Here is a 20,559-nt window from a genome sequence, read left to right as displayed (position 1 = left end):
CTAATAGGTAGATTTCTAGTTCGAAGAATACCTAATTAGGACAGTTCTTAAGGTGAAATCAATGATATATTCCTGCCTTCTGCTCGTTGCTCTTATTTGCAATAGAGGTCATTGGAAAAGAGAGTTATGTTGTATTTTCTTTCCGGCTATTCAAGATTTGTAGTATGTGCACAATACTGCTTTTTATGCCGGTTTCTTTTGAGACGGTCACTCTCCAAAGGTAAAAGTCCCCTGAAAAGAAATTTATTTTATTTGGGTTTCCGTTTCCAAAAGGAAACCCAAATTTTTCCTCCGTATTATCATCAACCCTTAAGTTGTTTTCTTTTATTTGCTTGAAAGGCGTCCCATATCCGTCCCAAATACAAAAAGAAAAACCTCAAACCCTTGTCAGGTATGAGGTTCTTACTTGTGATTTAGGTGCCCAGAACAGGAATCGAACCTGCACTACCTTGCGATAACCAGATTTTGAGTCGCGCTTGGAAGTCATCCTATTGACCTTTAAAAGCAACTATTGTATTGAGCAACAGTATAAAATGTATGTTTTTGAGCCTTAAGTGATACAGTAGTTCAATGCAAAATACAATGCAATTTTTTGGCGCCAGATTATTATAGTCCGATTATCAATCTATTTTCCAGATCATTGAAATTAATTATTTTCTGATTTCGAGTAATAACAGGGAATCTTGAAACGACGAAATGTTCTATGTCATTTATTCCTGTTGCTTCTTTGATTAGCGTTTCTCTTCCAGCCTCCTTTACCAATGCTTTTTCATAGGATGTGCAGAGGAGTTTAATAAGCCGTCCAATCTTTTTATAATTCATTCCCACTTTTGTAATATCTAAAAAATTATTCTTGCATTGAAAATTATAAACTTTCCCGTTTTTGGTGGTTATCAAATCAAATTCCTTTCGCTTTATTCTTTTGATAGGCAGGACATTAAATCCATTTTTTGTAAGAATTTCAGATATTTTATGTTCGAAAATAAACCCTGAATTGATCTGAAATGTTTTGTTTTTTAATAAACATAATGATAGAGTTCTGTAGGCAAATCTTGCAAGAAATACAATAGTTGAATGGTAATTATCAGCAGCTTCTTGAAAAGGTGCAAAGCTATTTAAGACTGCAAAATAATCTGAAGAGTTAACAGATAGCTCAAATTTGGGATACTTTGTTGCAATGATATTAAAATCATCTCTTGGAATAACAATATCGAAATCATCGATAATATACACTCCGACTTCGAGGAAAAAAGAGTTTAATTCGATAAACTCTTTTCTTTGATCAATCTGATACTTGTCGAATGCTCCTTCAAATAATAACATTGTATTAGCCACCTCACTAAAGGAAAAAATCAATTTATCAGATTTTGGAAGTTGCTTTTTTATTACAACAATATCAGGTCTAAGTTCTAATTGGTCCAATAATGAGAGTCGTTCTGGTTCAGTAAAAAAGCCTTCTAAGTGTGTGTATGCGAAATTCCCTCCTGCCATCAGTCCGTCAGAAGTCATTTCGAAATCAGTTAACGATTCGTTTTGAAGTAAATATTGGTAGGAGGATGTTATTCCTACCATATTACTGTCAATAATTGGTTGAAAATGATTTAAAAGTTCACTGTATTGTATTCTTTTTTTTCCCTGCGATATTTTTGGAATAAGCGATTGAATTGCCACGTAATACAATCGTCTCGATTGAAAAAAAAGAATTGCATTTATAGCATTTGATAGGTTAACATTGCCGAGAAACTTGTAAAAACCATTATGTTGATATTCCTCATGAATTAAGAAGCTCATCATACACAATTTTTCTAATCGCTCTGCTACTTGAATACCAAATCGTTCTCTAATTATTCCTAATTCGGAATTTAACCTATTAATGTTATCAGTTTCCAGAAGATCAAAATCAAGTTCTAAAAAATGGCCTGTTTCTTCAGCACTTTTTAATTCATAGGGGATATTGATTATTTCGTCTATTGATCGAATCAAAATACGCCAATTATTAAACAGTTGAGGCATTTCAAATTCCTGAATTGCATTATTGATATTTTGCTTTTGATGTTCTATAGCGTTAGTAAAGAAGTCTTCAAGTTGTTTGCCTGATATTTTCCCAGTAAAAAGTTCCATGTTTTATTTTTGTCAAATATAGATGTTTGGTTGCTTAATCGATATGCGATAAATCCTGAAAATATAGATCGTTACTATGATTAAATTGCTGGAGTTCTGCAAAAATTGAGAACCAGACTACTATTTTCGCCATAGTCTGCTACACTTGCGATATACAATTATCGCAATGGCAAATTCAAAAAATACAAAGACAGGTAGCGTCTATCCTTTTCTTGACGCAAGAACTCCGATGGCAGATAGTGACCTGCTGCCGGTCAAGATTTCAATTGTTTTAAAAGGTTCTCAATTCAGGATTGGATTAAAGCTGTACGCAACACCTGATCTCTTTAATAAAGCAATGACAGGCAAAGGAACTATTCCCAAAGAAGCCAAATTATTAAAAGATAGTATTGATGGTTATCTTAAAAAGGCAAAGGAAATTCTTAATCAATTTCCTAATACTGATAAGAAGATGTTCACCAATTTATTCAAGTCGGAAACTGCATTAAAGGTTTCAGGTAAGACTGATTTAGGGATATTGTTTCAGCAGAAAATTGACGAATTGACTGAAGAAGATAGGGCAGGCAGCATAAGCTTCTATGAACAGGCCTTATCAGTGTTTAAACGCTTCAAAAAGAACTTCTATTTAGAAGATATAACAGTTGAGTATCTTAAAGCATTTCGTGCGTGGTGGATCAATAAAGGCAATTCAAACGCAACTGCTCAAATTCATATGAGAAGCCTAAGGCACATCTACAATAGAGCAATAAAGGAAGGTTATATCTCACAAGGTCTGTATCCTTTTAAAGACTATTCAATCGGTACGTCATCGAAGTCAAAAGATGTTCTTTATCCTGAACAATTGAAGGCACTAATGGAATATGAACCAAAATCTTATGGTGAAACCAGGTCGAGAGACTACTTCATATTTCTATATCTCTGTAATGGAATGAATATAAAAGATGCGTTGAGCATAAAGGGCACTCAGATCAAAGGAGATATGATAACATTTGTGAGATCAAAGACTTCAAAGACCAATTCTGAAACAAAAGAAATCATGGTCTATCTACATCCTGAAGCAAAGCGTATCATTGAGAAATGGGGTAGTCTAACAACGAAGGATTATATCTTTCCTGCGTTTAGAGGCACCAACAGCGACATAGAACGCAAGAAGGCTAAAGATATACTTGCGCGCAATCTTAATAGAGATATGAGGCCGATAGGAAAAGCAATCGGTCTTCAAATGAATTTGACTTTGAACCTTGCGAGGCATTCATTCGCAACCAGGTTAAAAATTGATGGAACACCGACTTCTTTTATAAGTGATGCTCTTGGACATAGTAGTAGTGCCGTTACAGCCCACTATATGAAGACCCTGCCGGATGCCCAGTACAAGAGGATTTCTGAGTCATTGCTGACCTTCGAATAGTATTCCCTATGTCAATATTGACATTTCGATTTTACTTTGAGTTACGCAAGACCTTGTTTCAGTGTAACTTGATAAACAAATTTCAACTGAATAATATCTAACAGACCGCATTGGGGGTGTTTACTCACACTTCTTCCACCGCAATGGGAGGAATAGGCATTCCATAAGATAAATCCAGCTCTCGCCTTAAAGCTTCCAAACTCTGATAAAAACTACCTATAACCACACGGTGGGTTACGTCCAACCCATCAATGGGATCGTCTTCCTTTAGACCAATAACAGTGAATGTACCAAAAGCGCGTGAAGCGGGAGGTGTTTCATAATCCAAGTCTGCGTAAATAGTCATAGTTGATGTGATGTTATTTTATATTATTCTTAGAAATATCAAGCAGAACTCTTGCAGGTGCCTCATTAAAGAGCATTTTCCAAACCGTTTCCGGCACGACCATCATTTTACAATCACCCAATGTCCTGTTATTAAATGGACCTTGCATCGCCGCATCGTTTACCTGGAGACTTTGGTATAACATAAAGGCAAACCGATCTATAAGGAGTGTGCTAAAACCCAACGCATTGTGAGGGATTGCCATGAGAAAGTTCGCATCCCCATTATTGAAAACTTCGGAAGTTACTACTCCGTAAGGATAATCTGAAAAGTTAGGATCAGCGGCGATCTTAGCTAAGAACCCAAGCCTATCACCTTCATATTTATGTAAAGTACTCCGAAGTTCTTCTTCTATATCACAAGGCAAAGAATATTCGGCAAATAAATCTAAGGATGAAATGCTGGCTCTCCAAAATAGTGAGTAAGCAAATAACCTTATAATGCGGGGATTTGAACTTGTGCACTCTAACACTTTAAGTTCTCCAGGAATAACGGTAATTAGGGAGAATTCATTTAAAGCAACCTTGTCCCTCCATGTAATAAACGTATCTCTTGATAAGCTCTCCACAACGCCCAGGTATGTTTCGCACTCCGGACAGAGTATATAATTTTCCTTAGGTGAGTCTTGTATCGTTTTAGTCCTGCCTAAAACTACTTGATCCCCTTCTTGTTTTAATATAGTATCACTGTCTAATGAAAAACCCTTCCGTGCTCCAGCCCCTTCTAAAAAGGCCGTGGAAATAAACCTTGATAAAATATGGGAATTTGTTTTAGTTGCTGGTCGTATTTTACACAATAAGCACAGGTCCGTCGGTTGTCTCATTACAATATCGATTTTAATTTGCTACAAAGATACAGCTTAAGGGATTTTATAATAACATATGAATTGGATCAAGCAAATATACATAATGGGTAGAATGCCTACTGGGTAATTATACAACCTGCTTAAGTTTAACCTCATATACGCTTGGGCTAACACAATATTGGGTGAGCTCTCCCTGTATAATCCAGACTTCACCTGCCTTTGTTTCGGGGTTGTAGTTGTATACACGATAAAGATAGAACCGCCTCGTATCTTCTTGACTCTTTTTTAACTCACTTGCTGTAATGAAAAAGGGTTGAGTTATATTACCTGTTGTTGTCTTCACCTCAATGTATCGAACAAGCCTATCGTCAGAATAAGACGAAATATCATAACCTAAACCATCCCCGATATTTTTCGAGTCGTGTGTTACTCGAGGATTCATTACACCGACACCACGAAGTCTTTTCTCTTCCCATTCCATAACAAACAGTTCACCCAAGTCACCGATACGTTTGTTTCTCTCCGCATTCTGTATATGATTTATAAACGCCCCCTGTAAGGATGGTTCGATATTGGTGGCGACATACTCCCCAGCATTAACAGTAACATTTACTGGTAATGTCACGCCCCTGTTGGGTACCAAAAGATGTTGTACTGCGGCATAGATAACATCCTGCGCCAAGATATGCAAATGATTATCTGGATATTCAGTAGAGCCCAGGCGATTGAGATGCATGTTTATCAATTCATCATCGTTTTCGATTTCGCCAAGGACTATGTTACATACATTCAAAAAGTGAAGTATATTTTCAGAGCTACCAGGCTTGGGACGGTATGGGTATGCTACCTGCTCTACAAAATCCTTGAACATTGTGAATTTGTAAAAGTAGTATCGCTCGGGGTATTCCAAAGCCAAATAAACCATCACCGCACGATCGTCTTGGTATGGCACGCGATCATCAGTGATGTGTAAATCATGTATAACCCTAATATCCTGTTGAAATATTTTCATTCGAGATATTAAATCTCTGTCCTCATCGAACAACCGGATGAAAGCATCCCTCACAAGAATCGGCTCAAGTCCTGCGTATGTGTTTATCATTCTTCGAGGGTAGTAGTTAGTTGAGGACATCAGGTTTAGGGTTCCATCTAAAGCATCGTGAAGCATGTTAGAAAAATCACGGCTGTTAATGTCCCATTTTTTTTATATGTGTGTGCGGCTTGCCACTTATAAATTTCTTCATTACTGATCCGAGCGAAATCATTTTTGTAGGCTCCGATGATTTGCCTAAGTATATTTATGTCCATAGGTTAAGTTTGAGACATAAAGAAAACACTTATAAATATAGCATCCAAGCTGGGGCACTTGATTTATAATCAGGTACCCTACCTACTTTAAAGGGAGGACGCTAAGCAAGGTGGGCAAGGCTTTCGACTTTTGTCAGTTGGTGTCAATATTGACATTGCATTGAATGTTGCAGTAAATGCTCTTTTTTGCTCTTCCTGATTAAGAAGTATTGTAAATTTATTTTGTATGTTTAACGAGCTCTGACGAATATAACCAAGTTATACGAAATGAAAAAGCCAACCTGAAACAGACGAGCATCTATACGCCCTATCAGAATAAATAAACTAACCTCCCGCTGATTAGGATTTCCTGTACATAGTCTATACATTTATTCTCAAATAAAAGGTATGAACCACGAAGAATCGTTTAAAGAATGGTTGCCTCATAATAGAGTACATGGAAAAAGCATAGGAAGTTATGCTTCGTATTTGAAATCTCTTGAAAAGGCATTGGGTGCTTCTATTGATAACCTTCTTAAACCGGGTTTAGAAAGTGCCTTAGAAAAGATCAACTCTAAAGTCATTCCAGGAAGACCAGAAAATACTTTAATAAAATATAGAACTGCACTGAAGAAATACTCGTCGTTTTTAAACAAAAAATGATGGTCGTATTATTTTGATGGATTGGTCATCAATTTCGCAAACAACTTCAGGCCTTCAGCATCGCACGATACAACAAATTTTTGTTGAGCTAAATACGTCCAGAGATTAATAAATCTAAACTCTAATTCGGGGGCAGACATAAATGTGACAGGAATATTAAAGCTGTTTAAGTTTACGTCATCCTCTTTTAAAAAGGGACCGATCTCTAAACAGTAATTTTTAGTTAAAGGGAAGTATAGGATTGTGTCATGTCCGAGATCTGTACAATAGGGATTGGGTATTACTTCTTCGACCCTATTATCGTAGCCATCTAAATTAATACTGAACCCAGGGTTGTCAGAGGTTAACCAAAACAAATCCTTAGGACTCTTAAGGATTGTCCATCTTTTAGATGTATACATTTCAACGTAATGACTGATTTTTTTTTAAGTCTACTGCTGTCGGTAAAAACACTTAAGTGTTCTTCTCTTACGGCTTCACAATCAAAGTCCAATTCGACGCCACTCGCTTTCAACTCTAATCTCGCTTTGTCTCGCCATGAAACGCTTCTGGCTTTCAGAAAGAAAACCCACTCCAAAATATCGGCTTTTGTTTGTCTGTCAGTAATATCTTCTTCTTTACATATAGCATCTATAATGCCATTGTATTTAGGCTCATACACCTTCCCGAAAATTAACTCTAACTCTTTAGGATTCAAATATTCGGAACTATCATAGAAGTTATCTCCCGTAAACATTGAGTCTCCGAAATCCTTTTTTCGAATCTTGTTATCGTGTTGGTGATTGTAAAGTACATGCAGCCCCAATCCATTACCTTTCTTAGAAAAATGTTTTAGGTAGGTTTTAGGCACAAAGTGTTGCTTCATGTTTTTAATTTTTGGAAGAGACAGTATTCAGTCAAATGTAACTTAACCAAACATTTTGAGGCAAAATTTTTACAATTCGAGCTGAAACGCGATATAAAAGTCCTTCATAAAAATGTCAATACATAATTCATAGATGTCTGCGTCTTCAGTTTCACAAACATCAAAGGCTTGAGCCAGTAAATTGTTGCGAACGAACGTCTCCTGGTCGTTATAAAACGATTTGCCAGTATCTCTATGCTGATATGTCTCCATCGGATCGTCTGGATGAAAGTTTACACCTTCAGCCAATAGCTCATTGAAGAATATCTTTACGTCATCTACTGTATTGATTTGTTGTATCATTTTCTTTTCCTTTATCCGAAGATGCATCAAATGAAAATAGCACGGCTATTACACCATGCTAAAGGCTTGCTATCCTCTATATTATTAATTGCTACTTAGGGTCGTTGAAACTTAAAAGCGAATCAGACATTTCTCTTGCCTTCTCAGTAGGTAGGCTCTTTAAATAGAAATTTGTTGTGGTGACATTTGAGTGGCCCATCGCCTCAGAGATAAATGCTATTGGTGTGCCATTTACCTTAAGTGTCGTGGCAAAAGAATGGCGCGCTACATTGAGGATTACTTTTTCTTGGATACCCAATTTTTTACCTATCGCTTTCAGGTTTGCATTTATCTGCTTCTGCATTTTATTTCGTCTTACTTCTTTGTCTGCTGCCGTTGTCTTACCATTGAGTATAGGGAAGATATAGTCTTCAGGATTACCAGGTTGGTTGCCCCATGTATCAATGATGCTCCTCATTTTGTCGTTGATATAGACGTTGATTTGCTTGTCGGCTACAGTGTTGGTGTTCTTGGTCTTCTCTCTAACGAATGACAGCGTATCGCCTTTGATGTTTTTGAACTTTAGGTAACAACAATCTTTATAATTAAAGCCGTTAGAAAAAAAGCACATCCAAAAATAATCTAACGACCGGCGCTCCCTTAACGTTGTTCCTTCATAGTCCCATAGCTTCTTTAAATCCTCTGCATACAATACTGACTTGCTCTTTGCAGATGTTCCAATTGTAAATGTTTTGAACGGGTAGTGCTTCTCTGAAATGTATCCCTGCTTGATAGCGATGTTGAATATCGTTCTAAGGTTGCGTAAATATATTTGAGCAGTAGTGGCAGAGTTGCCCGCTTTAGTCATGAAAGCTTTGTAACCTTTAAGCCACTGTTCGTTGATGTCTTCAAAATAGATTTTGCTTTTATACTTTTTGAACGACTTCAGAGACCCCGCCAAATTCTGTGCCGTCTTTATCCTGTCCTCGCTTTTTACATGGGCAATGTATTCTTCAAACAAGAAAGTAATCTCATTCTTCTGCGATGCAAATAAATCAGTTTCACTTTTGAACAATCTTTGAAAAACTTCCCTTGTTGGTTTCGGTAATCTATCCAATATAGTTTCCGCCTTGGTCGTGTACTCAGTTATTTGTCTCCTGAGTTCTTTTATTTCTTCACTGCCACCTTTACTATTACATGCCTTGTCGTAGTCCGCTTTATTAGCATAGAGCTTTAGACCCACCTTAAACTGCAATCCAGATATGTTTACTGCTAACTGTATTGGACAAAGGTCTGTGCCTGCTTTCGGATAGCGTTTATCGAAATGAATATTGATGCTGTAGCTCTTCGCTTTCATACCTATCGAAGATGCACCATAAGGGAATCCAACGTCTGTATTACCGCGCTAAAGCTATGTTAGAGTTGCTAAGACAGAATATCAATATTGATATTCTCACTCCATTATAAGCTTTAGTTCTCTTTAAATAGCTCATACCATTCGTCACTACCATATTTGATTTCCTCACCGATTGAAAAATAGTCTTTTTCGCGTTCTGAATATTTCGCTTCAAATACAGACCATGGTTCTGCAGACTTACTGTCACCATCAACGGTATACCATTTACCATCAATCTCTCTCAATCCAAACTTCCATTCTCCAACCAAAGGAACCATTACAATACGTAGTAACAAATCTAATTCAGTGATTTCTTTATAATTCACGCACTCAATCAACTTGTAAAGTGGATCTATCGTTTGATTCATTATTCTATTTGGTATTCTATTGCTGACTTTTTCAAGGAATTTGAGGACGGTGTTTTCTTCTACTTCGAATTCTTTAGCCAGCTTACCAATTGAAGGTCTATTTTGATTCAAGACTGCTTGCAGTTCCTCGTCTATTCTTCCTGGTGTCCAGTTATTTTGTTTACTTATTTTAATAAGGTCGTACATAGATACAAGCTCGTAACCAAACCGCCGTCTTTCGCCGAATGGAATCATCTTCTCGTCTGGATCAAAATAGGAGTGGTCAATAATGTACTCTAATATACCAATAGCTTTCTCTATTGGAAAACGCACACCTTCAAAAGCCGTATATTTTTTCAAGCTTACGTCCCTTTTGCATTTGCTGTTACTGCATCTTCTTGAAAAGGGCTCATCTCCTTTTATATAAGTCTTGTTACCGCACTTTAAACATCTAAACTGTTCATCCCATTTATAGCTATCTAAATTTTTAAGCATTATATACTCCCGGGTGTTTTCCATAGTGGCTATTTGTTCACAAAGTAAGTTAAATGCCTGGAAAGGCGCAGGAGGTTAAACTAAGCAAGTGGGCAACAACTGAAATTATCTTCGCCGAAAGCAATTACCAATCTTTTCTGAAGGTGAAAAGCACCGGGAGGTTAAAATAAGCAAGTAGGGAACAACTGAAAATAACTTTGAAAAAAAACAAAAATGATGAACGAGAAAATGACCACGATCAAAATTATTAAGGGTTTCTTCAATGAGAAGATTGCCAACAGAATCAAGTCTACCCAAGAAGTACTTGCTATCGAGCAGGGACTGGACATTGTCAATATTGATGTTGTTGAAGCTTGTGTATTGTGTAATAAAAATACATGGTTCAAATCAAAGGTAAGAGCGATTGGAAAGCCTGTTGTTGGTCAGTTCATGGTAGTTATATACTATAAGGTGTCTGAAAATTTTGTTGCGCTGCCAATACAGTCAAAACAAAATGCTGCTAAGAGAATATTGACTACAATTAAAGCAGTTGTTTCAATAACAATTACAGAAGCTGCGCAAAAAGCTAAGGAAATCCTTAAGAGATTATCTGTTGCTAACAATACTCATTTAGTGACCACGTTGTCCAACATCTTCCCTGCACTGCAATCATATTATACTCCGATTGCTGCTTAGTAAGTAATTATCATAAGCGATTTATTCAATAAAACTCACGGTTCCAAAAAGAGAATGCGAACCGATTAGGCGTAGCCATTTCTAAAACTTAAAAAAGTCATCAATTAACCAAATCCATAAACAATTTAAAACCAAAAAAAATGAAAAAGACAAACTACACGATCAACGTAAAGATGATGCCAGTTAATCAATTGAAACAAGCCGCAATGCTTAAGAGGTACGGAATCGACAAGCCGTCTGAATTTGAAATCGACCAGTTAGGAAGATTCGGACTGACAGAACACCTCAAAGGTGTTGTAATAACCGCAACTGGAGTTGTACTCTGCAATTGGGAGTTCGTTCAGGTAGCCAAAGCTGCTAAGATCAAGGAGATTGAAGTAACTACAATTGAAAATCTTTTGGACGATGAGATACCACAGGTTGTTTCATTGATGAACGTCAGAAAAAGGTTGACTAAAAAAGCGCTGGCTAATTTGATTATCGATTACCGTGATTACTTGACAAAAAATGAAACTGGCATAACTTGGGCTTGTGATGTTCCTGGTGATAGTACTGATGCAAAGATCGGAAAGCTCATAGGTTACAGTTATGGCATGGTGAATGGTTACCAGAAAATCTATAAGTATCATCCAGAGTTTCTTGGTATGATCGACAAAGATGAAATGTCTTATACAGAAGCGCTAAAAGCCATCAAGGAGGAGAATAACCCACCATCACTTCCTTGCGAAACTCCCGGCAACGATGTCCCTCCAGCTCCAACCGCCAGCAAAGCTCCGAAGAATAATTATGCCGGCGAGCGTAATATGGTTGAATGTGAGGCAATGGAGTCTATACAAATTAGATACGCCAGCGGTAAAACTGTAGATGTAATCATAGAGGGATCAGCTGCTCTTTGTCAGTTGTTCGGTAAAGAAATCGAAGTGGCATATACTTCCAGGAAAGAAGCATTTGAAGGCGGTGCAGAATTTCATAGGTTGGATGCTGCAGGTAATCTATATAACATCGAATTGGTAATTAGAAAAGCCGCTTAATAACTGCCAAAAAATCGTTTATTCTCAATCATTTTTAAAACAACCAAAATCAAAAAACATATTATGAACAAAAAGCCAATAGCAATCGGACTATTTTCAAACTTACGTGGTATAGAGATCGGCGCACAACGCGCCGATTTCTACACGCCATTCTCTACAGACATTGAAAAAGATGTTCGTGAATTATTTGAAGCAAACCATAAGAATATGACAGCCGCAGACATGGAAACATTCTACACAGCAGATGTGTGCGACCTTGTATTTGCTGACATTCAAAGAGAGTTGAGAAATATCGGCATTACTATAAACAAAGGGGACATTGATTGTCTTGTTGGTGGACCACCATGTTTTGGTATGACTTCACTTAGCAGCAATCGAAGCGTATTTCATCCTCTTAACATGCTCATGTTTGAAATGCTTCGAATTGTCGAAGAAGCGCAACCAAAAACTGTTTTTATCGAGCAAGTCCCAAGATTTATGAGTGACGAGATGCGTCCATTCCGAGACATGGTGTATAGCAAAATGAATAAAATGACAGGCTATGATTGGGACATCAGAGTGTTAAATGCTGAAAACTTTGGTGCTTTTCAATCCAGAGACCGAGTGACAATTATTGGTGTTAGAAAAGATCTAAAAGTAAAGCCTTCTTTTCCTCTACTTCAACCGGTTGATTTCTCTAAGCAATCAGCTTTTGCTACAGTTGGTGCCGAATTTTACCGATCCGGACAATTTAAGCAGCGGCCGCAAGATGGTATTACGAAAGTATTCGGTACCATGACTGGCGGTGACAGTGAAGAAATATATAAGAACGATCGTTGGCAAAAGCTAACAATTCAAGAACGTCTTATATTGACGGACATGACAAATTATGACTTCTCTACTTGGGGTAGTGCACGTACAAGAGATGCACTCGGCAATATGGTGATGCCGCAATTTGCTGAAGCCATTATGAAACATATACATTATGAGATTCTAATGAAATCTGCTTTGTATAACTGTTAGCAATTAATGTCAATATTGATAATTGAAAAAGTGCAAACCGTAATATAATTATATCTCTTTCCGATTGTTTATGCTTTGCACTTTTTATGTTTCCTATTGTGGACTATTTAAAATTAAAAGGTAATGGAACAGGAATACACACCTCAGCATATCAAAGACGAAGTCATAAAAGACCTCATTAATAAACTAATCAGGGATACAGAATTTGAAGAACAAGAAAGACGGTTTGACCCATACTCTTTAGATTCAAAGAAGCCACTAAGATTTGAGGCTAAGTCAGATCATGGTGTACATGAACTGAAATCAGCATCTAAGAAATTAGAACCAGCTTACACATCAATGTTTGAAGTTGAATTTCTGAGGCAAGTTGTTGGAGTAACATATCCTTTTCCAGCAACTGCTAACAATGCAGACTATTTCAGGATTATTTTACCAAATGAAAAGGATACGTCTTATCTGAAATCTTCTTTGGTAAATCAACTTTTAAAGGAAGGCAATTATAAACGCAGCATCCGTCTAATAGAAAACGGTCGTCAATTCATTGCAACATTCATTGTTGAAAGGGATTTTCTAAAAGAGAATTGCGTAAGAGCAAAATGAGGTGTGTTCCGTTGAATAGATGTCCTGCTGTAATTGGCAGGATTTTCTATTTATGGCCGTTCACATACTTTTCAAATTTCGACCTTATTAGTGATTGCTTGCCGTTTATACTCTGAATTGGTTTCGTTGTGATGTTGAAGACCTAATCGCTATGAATGGCTGTTGTGGTCTTGTTGTCAATATATATTTATCATTGCAGCCCACGAGTGAGAGATATTGCTATAGTCATCCAATCCCCCGACCACTTTCTAAAAGCGCGACATGATGAATAGAACTACAATCGTCAACCAGACAATTCTCTTCTGTAGTTTGCTTGCATTCTTATACCAATGGTATGCCATTTCCATCAGTTTGAAGAAGTAGTATATCGCTACAAGAATCAAGGCAATCTGCATCAAGGGATGCATCTTCGATTTATCGTTTTCACTTGAACACATCTTCCATTGATTTTTTAGGCCAGCCAATCCAGTTTCCAGTTTCAGTATCAAGTCCTCTGTTCATTAGTTCAAGTCTTGCCATTTGAACAGGATCTAATCTACCATTGACAATATCAAGCAACAATTCTTTTGATGTTGAGTTGAATAAAAAGAGTGGATTCTCGTTGTCTGGCAGTAGCCCAAGTGCTGCCACTGCCTGATAGTCGTTATAATCTTTCGTTGACATTGTCTTTCTGTTTTAGAGTTAATCAATGTTCGCTCGGTAAAAGAGCTGTTCCGAATTCAACCCATACTGTCGCTTCATCTGCTTCGAAGTCTGTCCAAGGTATGCGCTGCTTCTTGAGGACATTGTCATTGCCATCGGTGCACGTAACAATTGCTTTTGCACCAGTCCTTTTCAATGTCCATACTTGGAACTCGTCATTCTTCAACTGTCCTTGATAAGAAGCAATGATGTCTAAGAACCAATAACAACTGAACTTGTCCGCGAGTGCCTTAGAGCCAGAAGTTATTACAAGGCCGAAGTTGTATTTGTAGTATTCGTCTGAGCAGGTATGCTCCCTGAGTGAATCGTTTGCATTCATAATTTATCCGTGTTCTGAATTATGATGCAGTATAGCAGCGTTTCCTTTCCCCGCTGTTATGATGGGTGCTAAACTTAAGCAAACATGGCGCCCATGTTGCATTGCGCGCATAATTTCAGACAAATGTTTATTCAATGCCCAATCAAGAAATGGTACTGTCTGACAAGTTGATGGAGAAGCTGAACAGTTTCAATAAAGACCATGATTCATTGAGGATAAGCAGAAGCCTGAGGAAAGTGTTCTTCGATTATCTACGCTTTCAGAATGCAGGATTGAGTACCGATTTTGACACAGTCATTGAAGATGTTGATACTTTGATCCAATTGATGGAATTATTTGCAGATGAAACAATAAGCCGGCCAATGTTGTGATAAGCTGGCAGAGATTTATGCTATATTTTCTTTTAGGCTGTAAAGGGCAATTGTATGTGCACGATACATTGGTTCATGCTGAGTTTCTTGGGAGAGGGTTTATATCTCTATAATCTAAAAACCACTGATAAGAAATTGATGAAAAGAAAAGGACATCGCTTTGATGTCCTTACTTATTTATTCAGATAGATGGAATTTTAGTTGCCGTGAAATAGGTCACCATTATAATTCCACATAAATTGGTCGGGATGATCCATGTCGACTTGAACATAGACGTTCTTTCGAAGATGGTTTCCATACAAGTTGTAAACAACGTAACCTTCAAATTTATATTCTGATGTCTTTACAAGATGTACCTCTTCAGCTTCAAAACCTGTCCTTTCCTTAAATCCTACTTTTAAAGACTTTTCTATCTTATCACTTGACGCTCCTGAATGACAAGACGCCAATAATACTGCCACTACAATTAATAGTTTTTTCATTTTGTTAGTTTTAATAGTTTCTAAATTGATTTTGTTTACTGCATTTCTGGGTGTGGGAATTCGTCTTCCGAACTCCATTCGCTCTCGCCGATCTTATCGCCATAATTCCAGCTTCCGTCTTCCCACTCCATGTAATAGAAGGCTGTTTTTGATTCGGTTGCCAGTAGATATTTGGTCTTTTTACCTTCTATGGCAATAGGCAATATCTTAATGTATTTTACTCCTGCAACATTCCTTCCGATGTCTTGACCTCTAAGTCTTGTTACCACTTTTTCTGCATCTGCTTCATTGAGGTTAACATACATGTGGGATATTACAGCAGGAATGTTGACAGCGATAAAATCAAGGCCGTTGAATTTGTGAAGGAATGACCTATTGTTACGTAATTCAAACTTGAGGGTATGGTTAGTAAAGCTGTATTCTCCAATGCTTTCAACAAGTACAGACTTTGTATATTCAGTTAGATAGTTAAGCGTAGCAATTCCTGCGTTTATCTCGTCTTTAGTTTTAGCAAGGATCCTTCTCCTTTCAAATTCGTTATAGGTAGCTAAATCTATGCGGTAAATGTTCTTGAGGTAATCTGATACTACTTCATTGGTATCATTAGTACTGAACTTTACAAATTTCTTGGTAGCAATATCCCTATGCTGGTTTTTGAGGTAAAACCAATAAATCTGCTTTTCAGAAATCATATTGCCTGGCGCATTTTTTGGTCCGGTAGCTTTTGGAGTTGAGCTATTGTTTGTTCGTGCGGTAACAGTTGTGCCATACATCCTGTTCATTTGCTCTTCCACACTCTGAGCACTTACTGCTTGGGACGATAAAATTGCCATTCCCATAATCGCCAGTGATAGCTTAATTGATTTAGTCTTCATGATTTTTTTAAGCAAGATAGCCGATAAAATCACAAATAGAGCAAATGTGCGTTAATTTATTCGGGCTGTTATGTATCACTTTGACATGTGGGACGTAAGCCGAATTATAAGGACGAAGAAGGACTGAAAGCTTTTGGTAAAAGGCTGAGGGAACTACGTCTTGAAAAGGGTGTCACACAGGAATCACTTGCATATTCAACTGACTTGGCATTATCACAAATAGGAAGGATTGAAAGAGGTGAAATAGGAGCAAGTATTAGTTTCGTATTTCTGTTTGCATCAACGTTGGGAGTTGAGCCGAAAGATTTCTTTGATTTTAAAAAAGAAAGCGTGCAGAAGTAACAAGTTTACCAATGTTCATCTGGCGCAATTCTGAGTTTGTTTTTTGACTCTAAGCAGCAAGTAGATATAAACGCTTAAGGCAAATGATTTGGTCAAGAATAGCAAGACGTTTTTTGACTTCAGCGCAAAATAAAAATGGACACCATTTCTGATGTCCATTCAATTTACAAATGAGGATTGTACTTACGAAATGTCGTAGCCAAGCTTGCGAGCGACATCCAGAAACGGACCGATTAGACCCGCTGTCCACTGCGAGCATACCGAGAGCGTCTTCTTATCGGCTGTCTTTATCAAATGTTCACTTTTGAAGAAATACCGATCTCTTGTTCCACTCAGTTCCTTAGCCTTTGCCATTTCTTCAAACACCCCGAAGCGCTTCATGAGGGTATCAGGAAATTTTTCCTTGAGTTGCTTGAATGTTGTTGATGGGTGGTCAATCATGTATTGTGCAACAACGGTTCTTACTAAAGGACCCTTGCCATACTCTTCGGCATTGAAGATATACTTGTCCTTGTTTCTTGTTGACGTTACCTTGGCTACCGGTTCTTCCTTCTTTTCTTCAAGTGGAGCCTTGTCTTCAGTAACATTCTGCTTGTCGGCAGTTTCTTCTGTAGAAGGAGTTACGATAGGAACTATTGGTTCGATTACCACAGGAGTTTCATTGTCACCCGCAGGTGTTTCTTCGACAACAGCAGAGAAGGTCATATCTGGTCCTTCACCCTGAGAGGTTATCTGCTGCTCGGTTTGCAACTTCTTTAAAATGTTGAAGAGAGGTAACCCTTTGATTCCAGTTGCGTCACTGATGGCTACCTTGTTTGTGTTTGGGTTGTTCTTGATGAACGCGAGTACTTGTTCGTTTGCTTCCATAAAATTTCGTTTGTTTTTATGTAGCAAGGGTAACAGGTAACTACGACAACGGAAAACAAGTTAATGGGTCTTAGCATGACTTTAGCTTTCTCCTATAGTTAATCACATTACAGTAATGCTTTACGTTTATACTTTACCTTTATCCTATGTGCATATATTTAAAAGGTGTTGTTGACTTGGTGTATAACAGTGAAGAACATGTGTTTCCACAAGCGTTAGGAGGTAGAGTTGCTTTGTCTATAGGGTATGTTAGTGACAGATTCAATAATGAAATATCTAAGTTAGAGCAAGAGTTTATAAGGGACTCATTCATTGGGACAATTCGCCAATTTTACGGACCAGGCAAAAAGGGAAGCCTTTCCAATAGCAAAGCTACTAAGTCAAGGATTTATGTTATTAAGAGAGTTGAACATAACTCGGATGTGTTATTAGGATATATTCAGCAAAAATTGACAGTAGAAATTCCTCAGGCTCGGATAAATCTTAGAAGTGGTTCATGCAGCTTTTCATTTACGCCTCAAGTTTATGGTGATTTTTTATTAGAAGCGGAAAAATATCGCATCCTATGCAGCATACCCGAAGGACTAAGAATAAAAATCATTAAAACAAATGAACTCGATGCAGATACTATCATCTTTGCCATTCAAGACAAAGTTGAAGAGAATTTCAATGCTTTTCTTGCGTTAAATACCCATAGCAACTTCGTTTTGAATTCTGAAATTATCAAAAAAATTGGGCAAACAATACCTTCTGATAATCCAGTGCATTCAAACACAGGAGAATTAAGCTTTCAACAGAAAAGTTTCATAGACCTATCCCATTTAAGAATTTTTGCGAAGATTGCCTTTAATTTTCTTGCATTAAAGATGGGACGAGACTTTGTAATGAACGACCGATTTGACCCTCTGAGAAATTGGATTGTCAATAATAGTACGTCTGGATTTGCGAATTATGATTTTGAAGGGGCAAAGCCGTTTGAATCAAGCGATATAAACTTTCCGAAGGACGCTCACTTGGTTTTTATTACAAAGAGAAAAGATGTGCTATTAGCGAAGGTGATATTGTACAATCAAATCGCAGCTCTTATTCAATTGACCATCGATTTTAATGAGCCTTTTGAGGATATATCCCTTATATGTGATTGGCAGAACCGTAGAGAATATGGTCTTACAGAACTTGTTATGGCTTCCATTTTAGGATATTGGCCTAACTAACATTTCAGCATTCCTTTCCACAATTTCAATTGGTCTAACGAACTGCGCTGACTGTATCAATACATATTCTGAGACTTGCTAAGCTTGCCGATTCATTCTTAATATAAATGTTCGCCACCTTAATGATAGAGTTTCACTTTGATACCTAATAGTCATTCCGTGATGTCAATATTGATATTGCTTTATCAAACTTTCTTCTTTGATATAGCATATTGATTTCATTTCAATGACTGTAGAAAGCTTTCTATTTCAAGTTCGGTTTTATAGTATACTTCACGAGGGTTGCTACCGTAGGCTGGTCCAACGATGCCAGCTGCTTCAAGTTGGTCCATAATTCGTCCCGCTTTGTTATAGCCAAGGTTAAAGCGTCGTTGTATATTGGAAGTAGAACCTGATTGCATTTGTACAACCAGACGTGCACAGTCATTGAACATCTTATCTCGATAACGTAAATTAATGGTTGCATCGTTCCAACCTGAAGTGTCAGTTTCGGGAAGCAAATATGCGGTAGGATACCCTTGTTGATTTGCAATGGATTCGACCACCTTGTCCACTTCTGCATTGCTTATATAAGCACATTGAATACGTTGTACCTCATTATTTATTGCAATCAGCATATCGCCATTTCCCAGAAGTGTTTCAGCACCGTTAACATCAAGAATTGTTCGTGAATTGATTTTAGAAGTCACCTTGAAAGATATACGACCCAGGAAATTAGCCTTTAAATTGGCTGTTATAACATCTGATGACGGATGTTGTGTAGAAATAATTAAATGAATACCTACAACACGTCCAGTTTGTGCTAATCTTGTCAACGGCATTTCAACCTCTCTACCTGACCTAATCATTAAATCTGCAAACTCTTCTATGATAAGGACAATGTAAGGTAGGTCCTTGTGTCTATAATCACGACTATCGTTCTCGGCCTTCCTATGATAATCCTTGATATTACGCACACTCGCATCTTTGAGTAACTCATACCGGTTATCCATTTCAAGGCAAAGTGCACCAAGCGTATCGATAGCTTTTGTTGCGTCAGTTACTATCGCAGATTTGCCTGTTGGCAACTTGGCAAGGAAGTAGTTGGCAATGGGTTCATAAGCGACAAGTTCTACTTGTTTCGTATCTATCATTACAAACTTTAGCTCTGACGGATGCTTCCTGTAAAGCAGAGATACAATAATTGCGTTTATTCCGACCGACTTACCTTGTCCTGTTGCACCTGCAACCAACAGATGAGGCAATGCAGTAAGATCAGCTATATAATCAGTATTGTCAGACCTCTTACCCAAAGAAATGGGTAGCTCCATATTGTCTGAACTTGACAATTCTGTTTCTATCAATGAGCGGATGTAAACCGTTTGTCTTACTTTGTTTGGTATGCTAATACCAATTGTTCCCTTGCCTGGGATGGGAGCTATGATGCTGATACCAGGAGCATTTAATGTTAGAGAAATGTCTTCTTTTAAGTTAACAATCTTAGCAATTCTTACTCCAACTGCTGGGACAATTTCAAATAACGTTTCTGTTGGTCCTACCGTAGCCGCGATACTCTGAATGTTTACACCAAAACTGTTTAAAGCTGTAACGAGATTCGATTTATTTTCTTCAAGTGCCGCCAGATCAATATCTCTAACTGTTTCAGGCTGCTCATTAAGAAGAGTTACAGCAGGGTAGACATAATCTTCTAACACAGTGGTCTGAATTATGGTGCTTACTGCCAGTTGTATTTGGACATCTATATGCTGTAATGTATCATTCATTATGCCCGAAATATCACTCCCAATAATTGTTGGTGCATTTATGGTTTCGGTTATCCGTTCAGCTATTGCTTTGCCATCTTCGATATAAACCGATAGATCATTTGATTTCTCGGATGAATTCAAATTAGGTTGTTTGTCCTTTTTTAATTCGTCGACTTGCTTTGGTTTTCTCTTTAACCAACTAAACATGCTTTTTATAGTTTAATATTTATTCACAAATATA

General features: G+C 37.5%; 24 protein-coding genes. 9 read left to right on the top strand and 15 right to left on the bottom strand.

The window, feature by feature from the left end; translation table 11 throughout:
* Positions 1–606: 606 nt before the first annotated feature.
* Positions 607–2,121 (bottom strand): hypothetical protein, encoded by a 1,515-nt coding sequence (locus CJD36_RS16875; protein WP_105040384.1) that lies wholly within the window; start codon positions 2,119–2,121, stop codon positions 607–609.
* 166 nt (positions 2,122–2,287) lie between these two features.
* Here CJD36_RS16875 and CJD36_RS16870 point away from each other — a divergent pair, with 166 nt between their 5' ends.
* Complete coding sequence (locus CJD36_RS16870) at positions 2,288–3,529, top strand: tyrosine-type recombinase/integrase (protein ID WP_105040383.1); 1,242 nt, start codon at positions 2,288–2,290, stop codon at positions 3,527–3,529.
* Positions 3,530–3,653: 124 nt separating this feature from the next.
* On the opposite strand, the gene CJD36_RS16865 is transcribed toward CJD36_RS16870, so the two are convergent.
* From CJD36_RS16865 to CJD36_RS16855, 3 genes are all read right to left on the bottom strand, one after another.
* Positions 3,654–3,875: a hypothetical protein gene (locus CJD36_RS16865; protein ID WP_105040382.1), complete on the bottom strand. Its 222-nt coding sequence runs from the start codon at positions 3,873–3,875 to the stop codon at positions 3,654–3,656.
* Between the two features lie 13 nt (positions 3,876–3,888).
* Positions 3,889–4,737: a hypothetical protein gene (locus CJD36_RS16860; protein WP_105040381.1), complete on the bottom strand. Its 849-nt coding sequence runs from the start codon at positions 4,735–4,737 to the stop codon at positions 3,889–3,891.
* Positions 4,738–4,846: 109 nt separating this feature from the next.
* The gene (locus tag CJD36_RS16855) at positions 4,847–5,731 is read right to left on the bottom strand and encodes a DUF3883 domain-containing protein (RefSeq protein WP_161499352.1); all 885 of its coding nucleotides are present in this window, start codon (positions 5,729–5,731) and stop codon (positions 4,847–4,849) included.
* 683 nt (positions 5,732–6,414) lie between these two features.
* Here CJD36_RS16855 and CJD36_RS16850 point away from each other — a divergent pair.
* On the top strand, positions 6,415–6,669 hold the full coding sequence (locus CJD36_RS16850) for a hypothetical protein (protein WP_105040379.1): 255 nt from the start codon (positions 6,415–6,417) through the stop codon (positions 6,667–6,669).
* An 8-nt stretch (positions 6,670–6,677) separates the two neighbouring features.
* On the opposite strand, the gene CJD36_RS24000 is transcribed toward CJD36_RS16850, so the two are convergent.
* The 5 genes from CJD36_RS24000 to CJD36_RS16825 form a co-directional block, all read right to left on the bottom strand.
* Positions 6,678–7,070: a DUF4238 domain-containing protein gene (locus CJD36_RS24000; RefSeq protein WP_117601804.1), complete on the bottom strand. Its 393-nt coding sequence runs from the start codon at positions 7,068–7,070 to the stop codon at positions 6,678–6,680.
* Positions 7,013–7,534 (bottom strand): DUF4238 domain-containing protein, encoded by a 522-nt coding sequence (locus CJD36_RS16840; RefSeq protein WP_105040377.1) that lies wholly within the window; start codon positions 7,532–7,534, stop codon positions 7,013–7,015. Before CJD36_RS16840 ends, CJD36_RS24000 begins: the two co-directional genes overlap by 58 nt.
* Positions 7,535–7,603: 69 nt before the next feature.
* A complete protein-coding gene (locus CJD36_RS16835) occupies positions 7,604–7,876 on the bottom strand; it encodes a hypothetical protein (RefSeq protein ID WP_133162683.1) in 273 nt (90 codons plus the stop codon).
* 91 nt (positions 7,877–7,967) lie between these two features.
* Positions 7,968–9,212 carry a tyrosine-type recombinase/integrase gene (locus CJD36_RS16830; protein ID WP_105040375.1) on the bottom strand — a complete coding sequence of 415 codons (1,245 nt, stop codon included), beginning with the start codon at positions 9,210–9,212 and terminating at the stop codon, positions 7,968–7,970.
* 113 nt (positions 9,213–9,325) lie between these two features.
* Positions 9,326–10,117: a hypothetical protein gene (locus CJD36_RS16825; protein ID WP_105040374.1), complete on the bottom strand. Its 792-nt coding sequence runs from the start codon at positions 10,115–10,117 to the stop codon at positions 9,326–9,328.
* A gap of 189 nt (positions 10,118–10,306) precedes the next feature.
* Between CJD36_RS16825 and CJD36_RS16820 the strand changes: the two genes are divergently transcribed.
* The 4 genes from CJD36_RS16820 to CJD36_RS16805 all read left to right on the top strand — a co-directional run bounded on the left by CJD36_RS16820 (position 10,307) and on the right by CJD36_RS16805 (position 13,401).
* Complete coding sequence (locus CJD36_RS16820) at positions 10,307–10,768, top strand: hypothetical protein (RefSeq protein ID WP_133162682.1); 462 nt, start codon at positions 10,307–10,309, stop codon at positions 10,766–10,768.
* 140 nt (positions 10,769–10,908) lie between these two features.
* Complete coding sequence (locus CJD36_RS16815) at positions 10,909–11,799, top strand: hypothetical protein (protein WP_105040372.1); 891 nt, start codon at positions 10,909–10,911, stop codon at positions 11,797–11,799.
* Positions 11,800–11,862: 63 nt separating this feature from the next.
* Positions 11,863–12,801 (top strand): DNA cytosine methyltransferase, encoded by a 939-nt coding sequence (locus CJD36_RS16810; RefSeq protein ID WP_105040371.1) that lies wholly within the window; start codon positions 11,863–11,865, stop codon positions 12,799–12,801.
* 123 nt (positions 12,802–12,924) lie between these two features.
* Positions 12,925–13,401 carry a hypothetical protein gene (locus CJD36_RS16805; protein ID WP_105040370.1) on the top strand — a complete coding sequence of 159 codons (477 nt, stop codon included), beginning with the start codon at positions 12,925–12,927 and terminating at the stop codon, positions 13,399–13,401.
* A gap of 423 nt (positions 13,402–13,824) precedes the next feature.
* Here CJD36_RS16805 and CJD36_RS16800 read toward each other — a convergent pair whose 3' ends face one another.
* Together CJD36_RS16800 and CJD36_RS16795 are read right to left on the bottom strand one after the other, a co-directional pair.
* Positions 13,825–14,064 (bottom strand): hypothetical protein, encoded by a 240-nt coding sequence (locus tag CJD36_RS16800; RefSeq protein WP_105040369.1) that lies wholly within the window; start codon positions 14,062–14,064, stop codon positions 13,825–13,827.
* Positions 14,065–14,086: 22 nt separating this feature from the next.
* Positions 14,087–14,422: a DUF6876 family protein gene (locus tag CJD36_RS16795; protein WP_105040368.1), complete on the bottom strand. Its 336-nt coding sequence runs from the start codon at positions 14,420–14,422 to the stop codon at positions 14,087–14,089.
* 134 nt (positions 14,423–14,556) lie between these two features.
* On the opposite strand from CJD36_RS16795, the gene CJD36_RS16790 reads away from it, so the two are divergent.
* The gene (locus CJD36_RS16790) at positions 14,557–14,793 is read left to right on the top strand and encodes a hypothetical protein (RefSeq protein ID WP_105040367.1); all 237 of its coding nucleotides are present in this window, start codon (positions 14,557–14,559) and stop codon (positions 14,791–14,793) included.
* A gap of 197 nt (positions 14,794–14,990) precedes the next feature.
* Here CJD36_RS16790 and CJD36_RS16785 read toward each other — a convergent pair whose 3' ends face one another.
* On the bottom strand, positions 14,991–15,275 hold the full coding sequence (locus CJD36_RS16785; protein WP_105040366.1) for a hypothetical protein: 285 nt from the start codon (positions 15,273–15,275) through the stop codon (positions 14,991–14,993).
* Between the two features lie 35 nt (positions 15,276–15,310).
* Positions 15,311–16,150 carry a hypothetical protein gene (locus CJD36_RS16780; RefSeq protein WP_105040365.1) on the bottom strand — a complete coding sequence of 280 codons (840 nt, stop codon included), beginning with the start codon at positions 16,148–16,150 and terminating at the stop codon, positions 15,311–15,313.
* A gap of 87 nt (positions 16,151–16,237) precedes the next feature.
* Between CJD36_RS16780 and CJD36_RS16775 the strand changes: the two genes are divergently transcribed.
* Positions 16,238–16,492, top strand: coding sequence for a helix-turn-helix domain-containing protein (locus tag CJD36_RS16775; protein ID WP_105040364.1), 255 nt, complete (start codon positions 16,238–16,240; stop codon positions 16,490–16,492).
* Positions 16,493–16,675: 183 nt separating this feature from the next.
* Here the strand turns inward: CJD36_RS16775 and CJD36_RS16770 are convergent, their stop codons facing one another.
* On the bottom strand, positions 16,676–17,359 hold the full coding sequence (locus tag CJD36_RS16770) for a hypothetical protein (RefSeq protein WP_105040363.1): 684 nt from the start codon (positions 17,357–17,359) through the stop codon (positions 16,676–16,678).
* Between the two features lie 146 nt (positions 17,360–17,505).
* On the opposite strand from CJD36_RS16770, the gene CJD36_RS16765 reads away from it, so the two are divergent.
* A complete protein-coding gene (locus tag CJD36_RS16765) occupies positions 17,506–18,573 on the top strand; it encodes a hypothetical protein (RefSeq protein WP_105040362.1) in 1,068 nt (355 codons plus the stop codon).
* A 218-nt stretch (positions 18,574–18,791) separates the two neighbouring features.
* Here the strand turns inward: CJD36_RS16765 and CJD36_RS16760 are convergent, their stop codons facing one another.
* A complete protein-coding gene (locus tag CJD36_RS16760; RefSeq protein ID WP_105040361.1) occupies positions 18,792–20,525 on the bottom strand; it encodes a DNA translocase FtsK in 1,734 nt (577 codons plus the stop codon).
* Positions 20,526–20,559 lie beyond the last annotated feature (34 nt).

The sequence above is a fragment of the Flavipsychrobacter stenotrophus genome (assembly GCF_002954265.1).
Lineage (GTDB): Bacteria > Bacteroidota > Bacteroidia > Chitinophagales > Chitinophagaceae > Flavipsychrobacter > Flavipsychrobacter stenotrophus.
The sequence above is the reverse complement of the archived record's forward strand: the minus strand, read 5'-3'. Positions and strand labels throughout refer to the sequence as shown.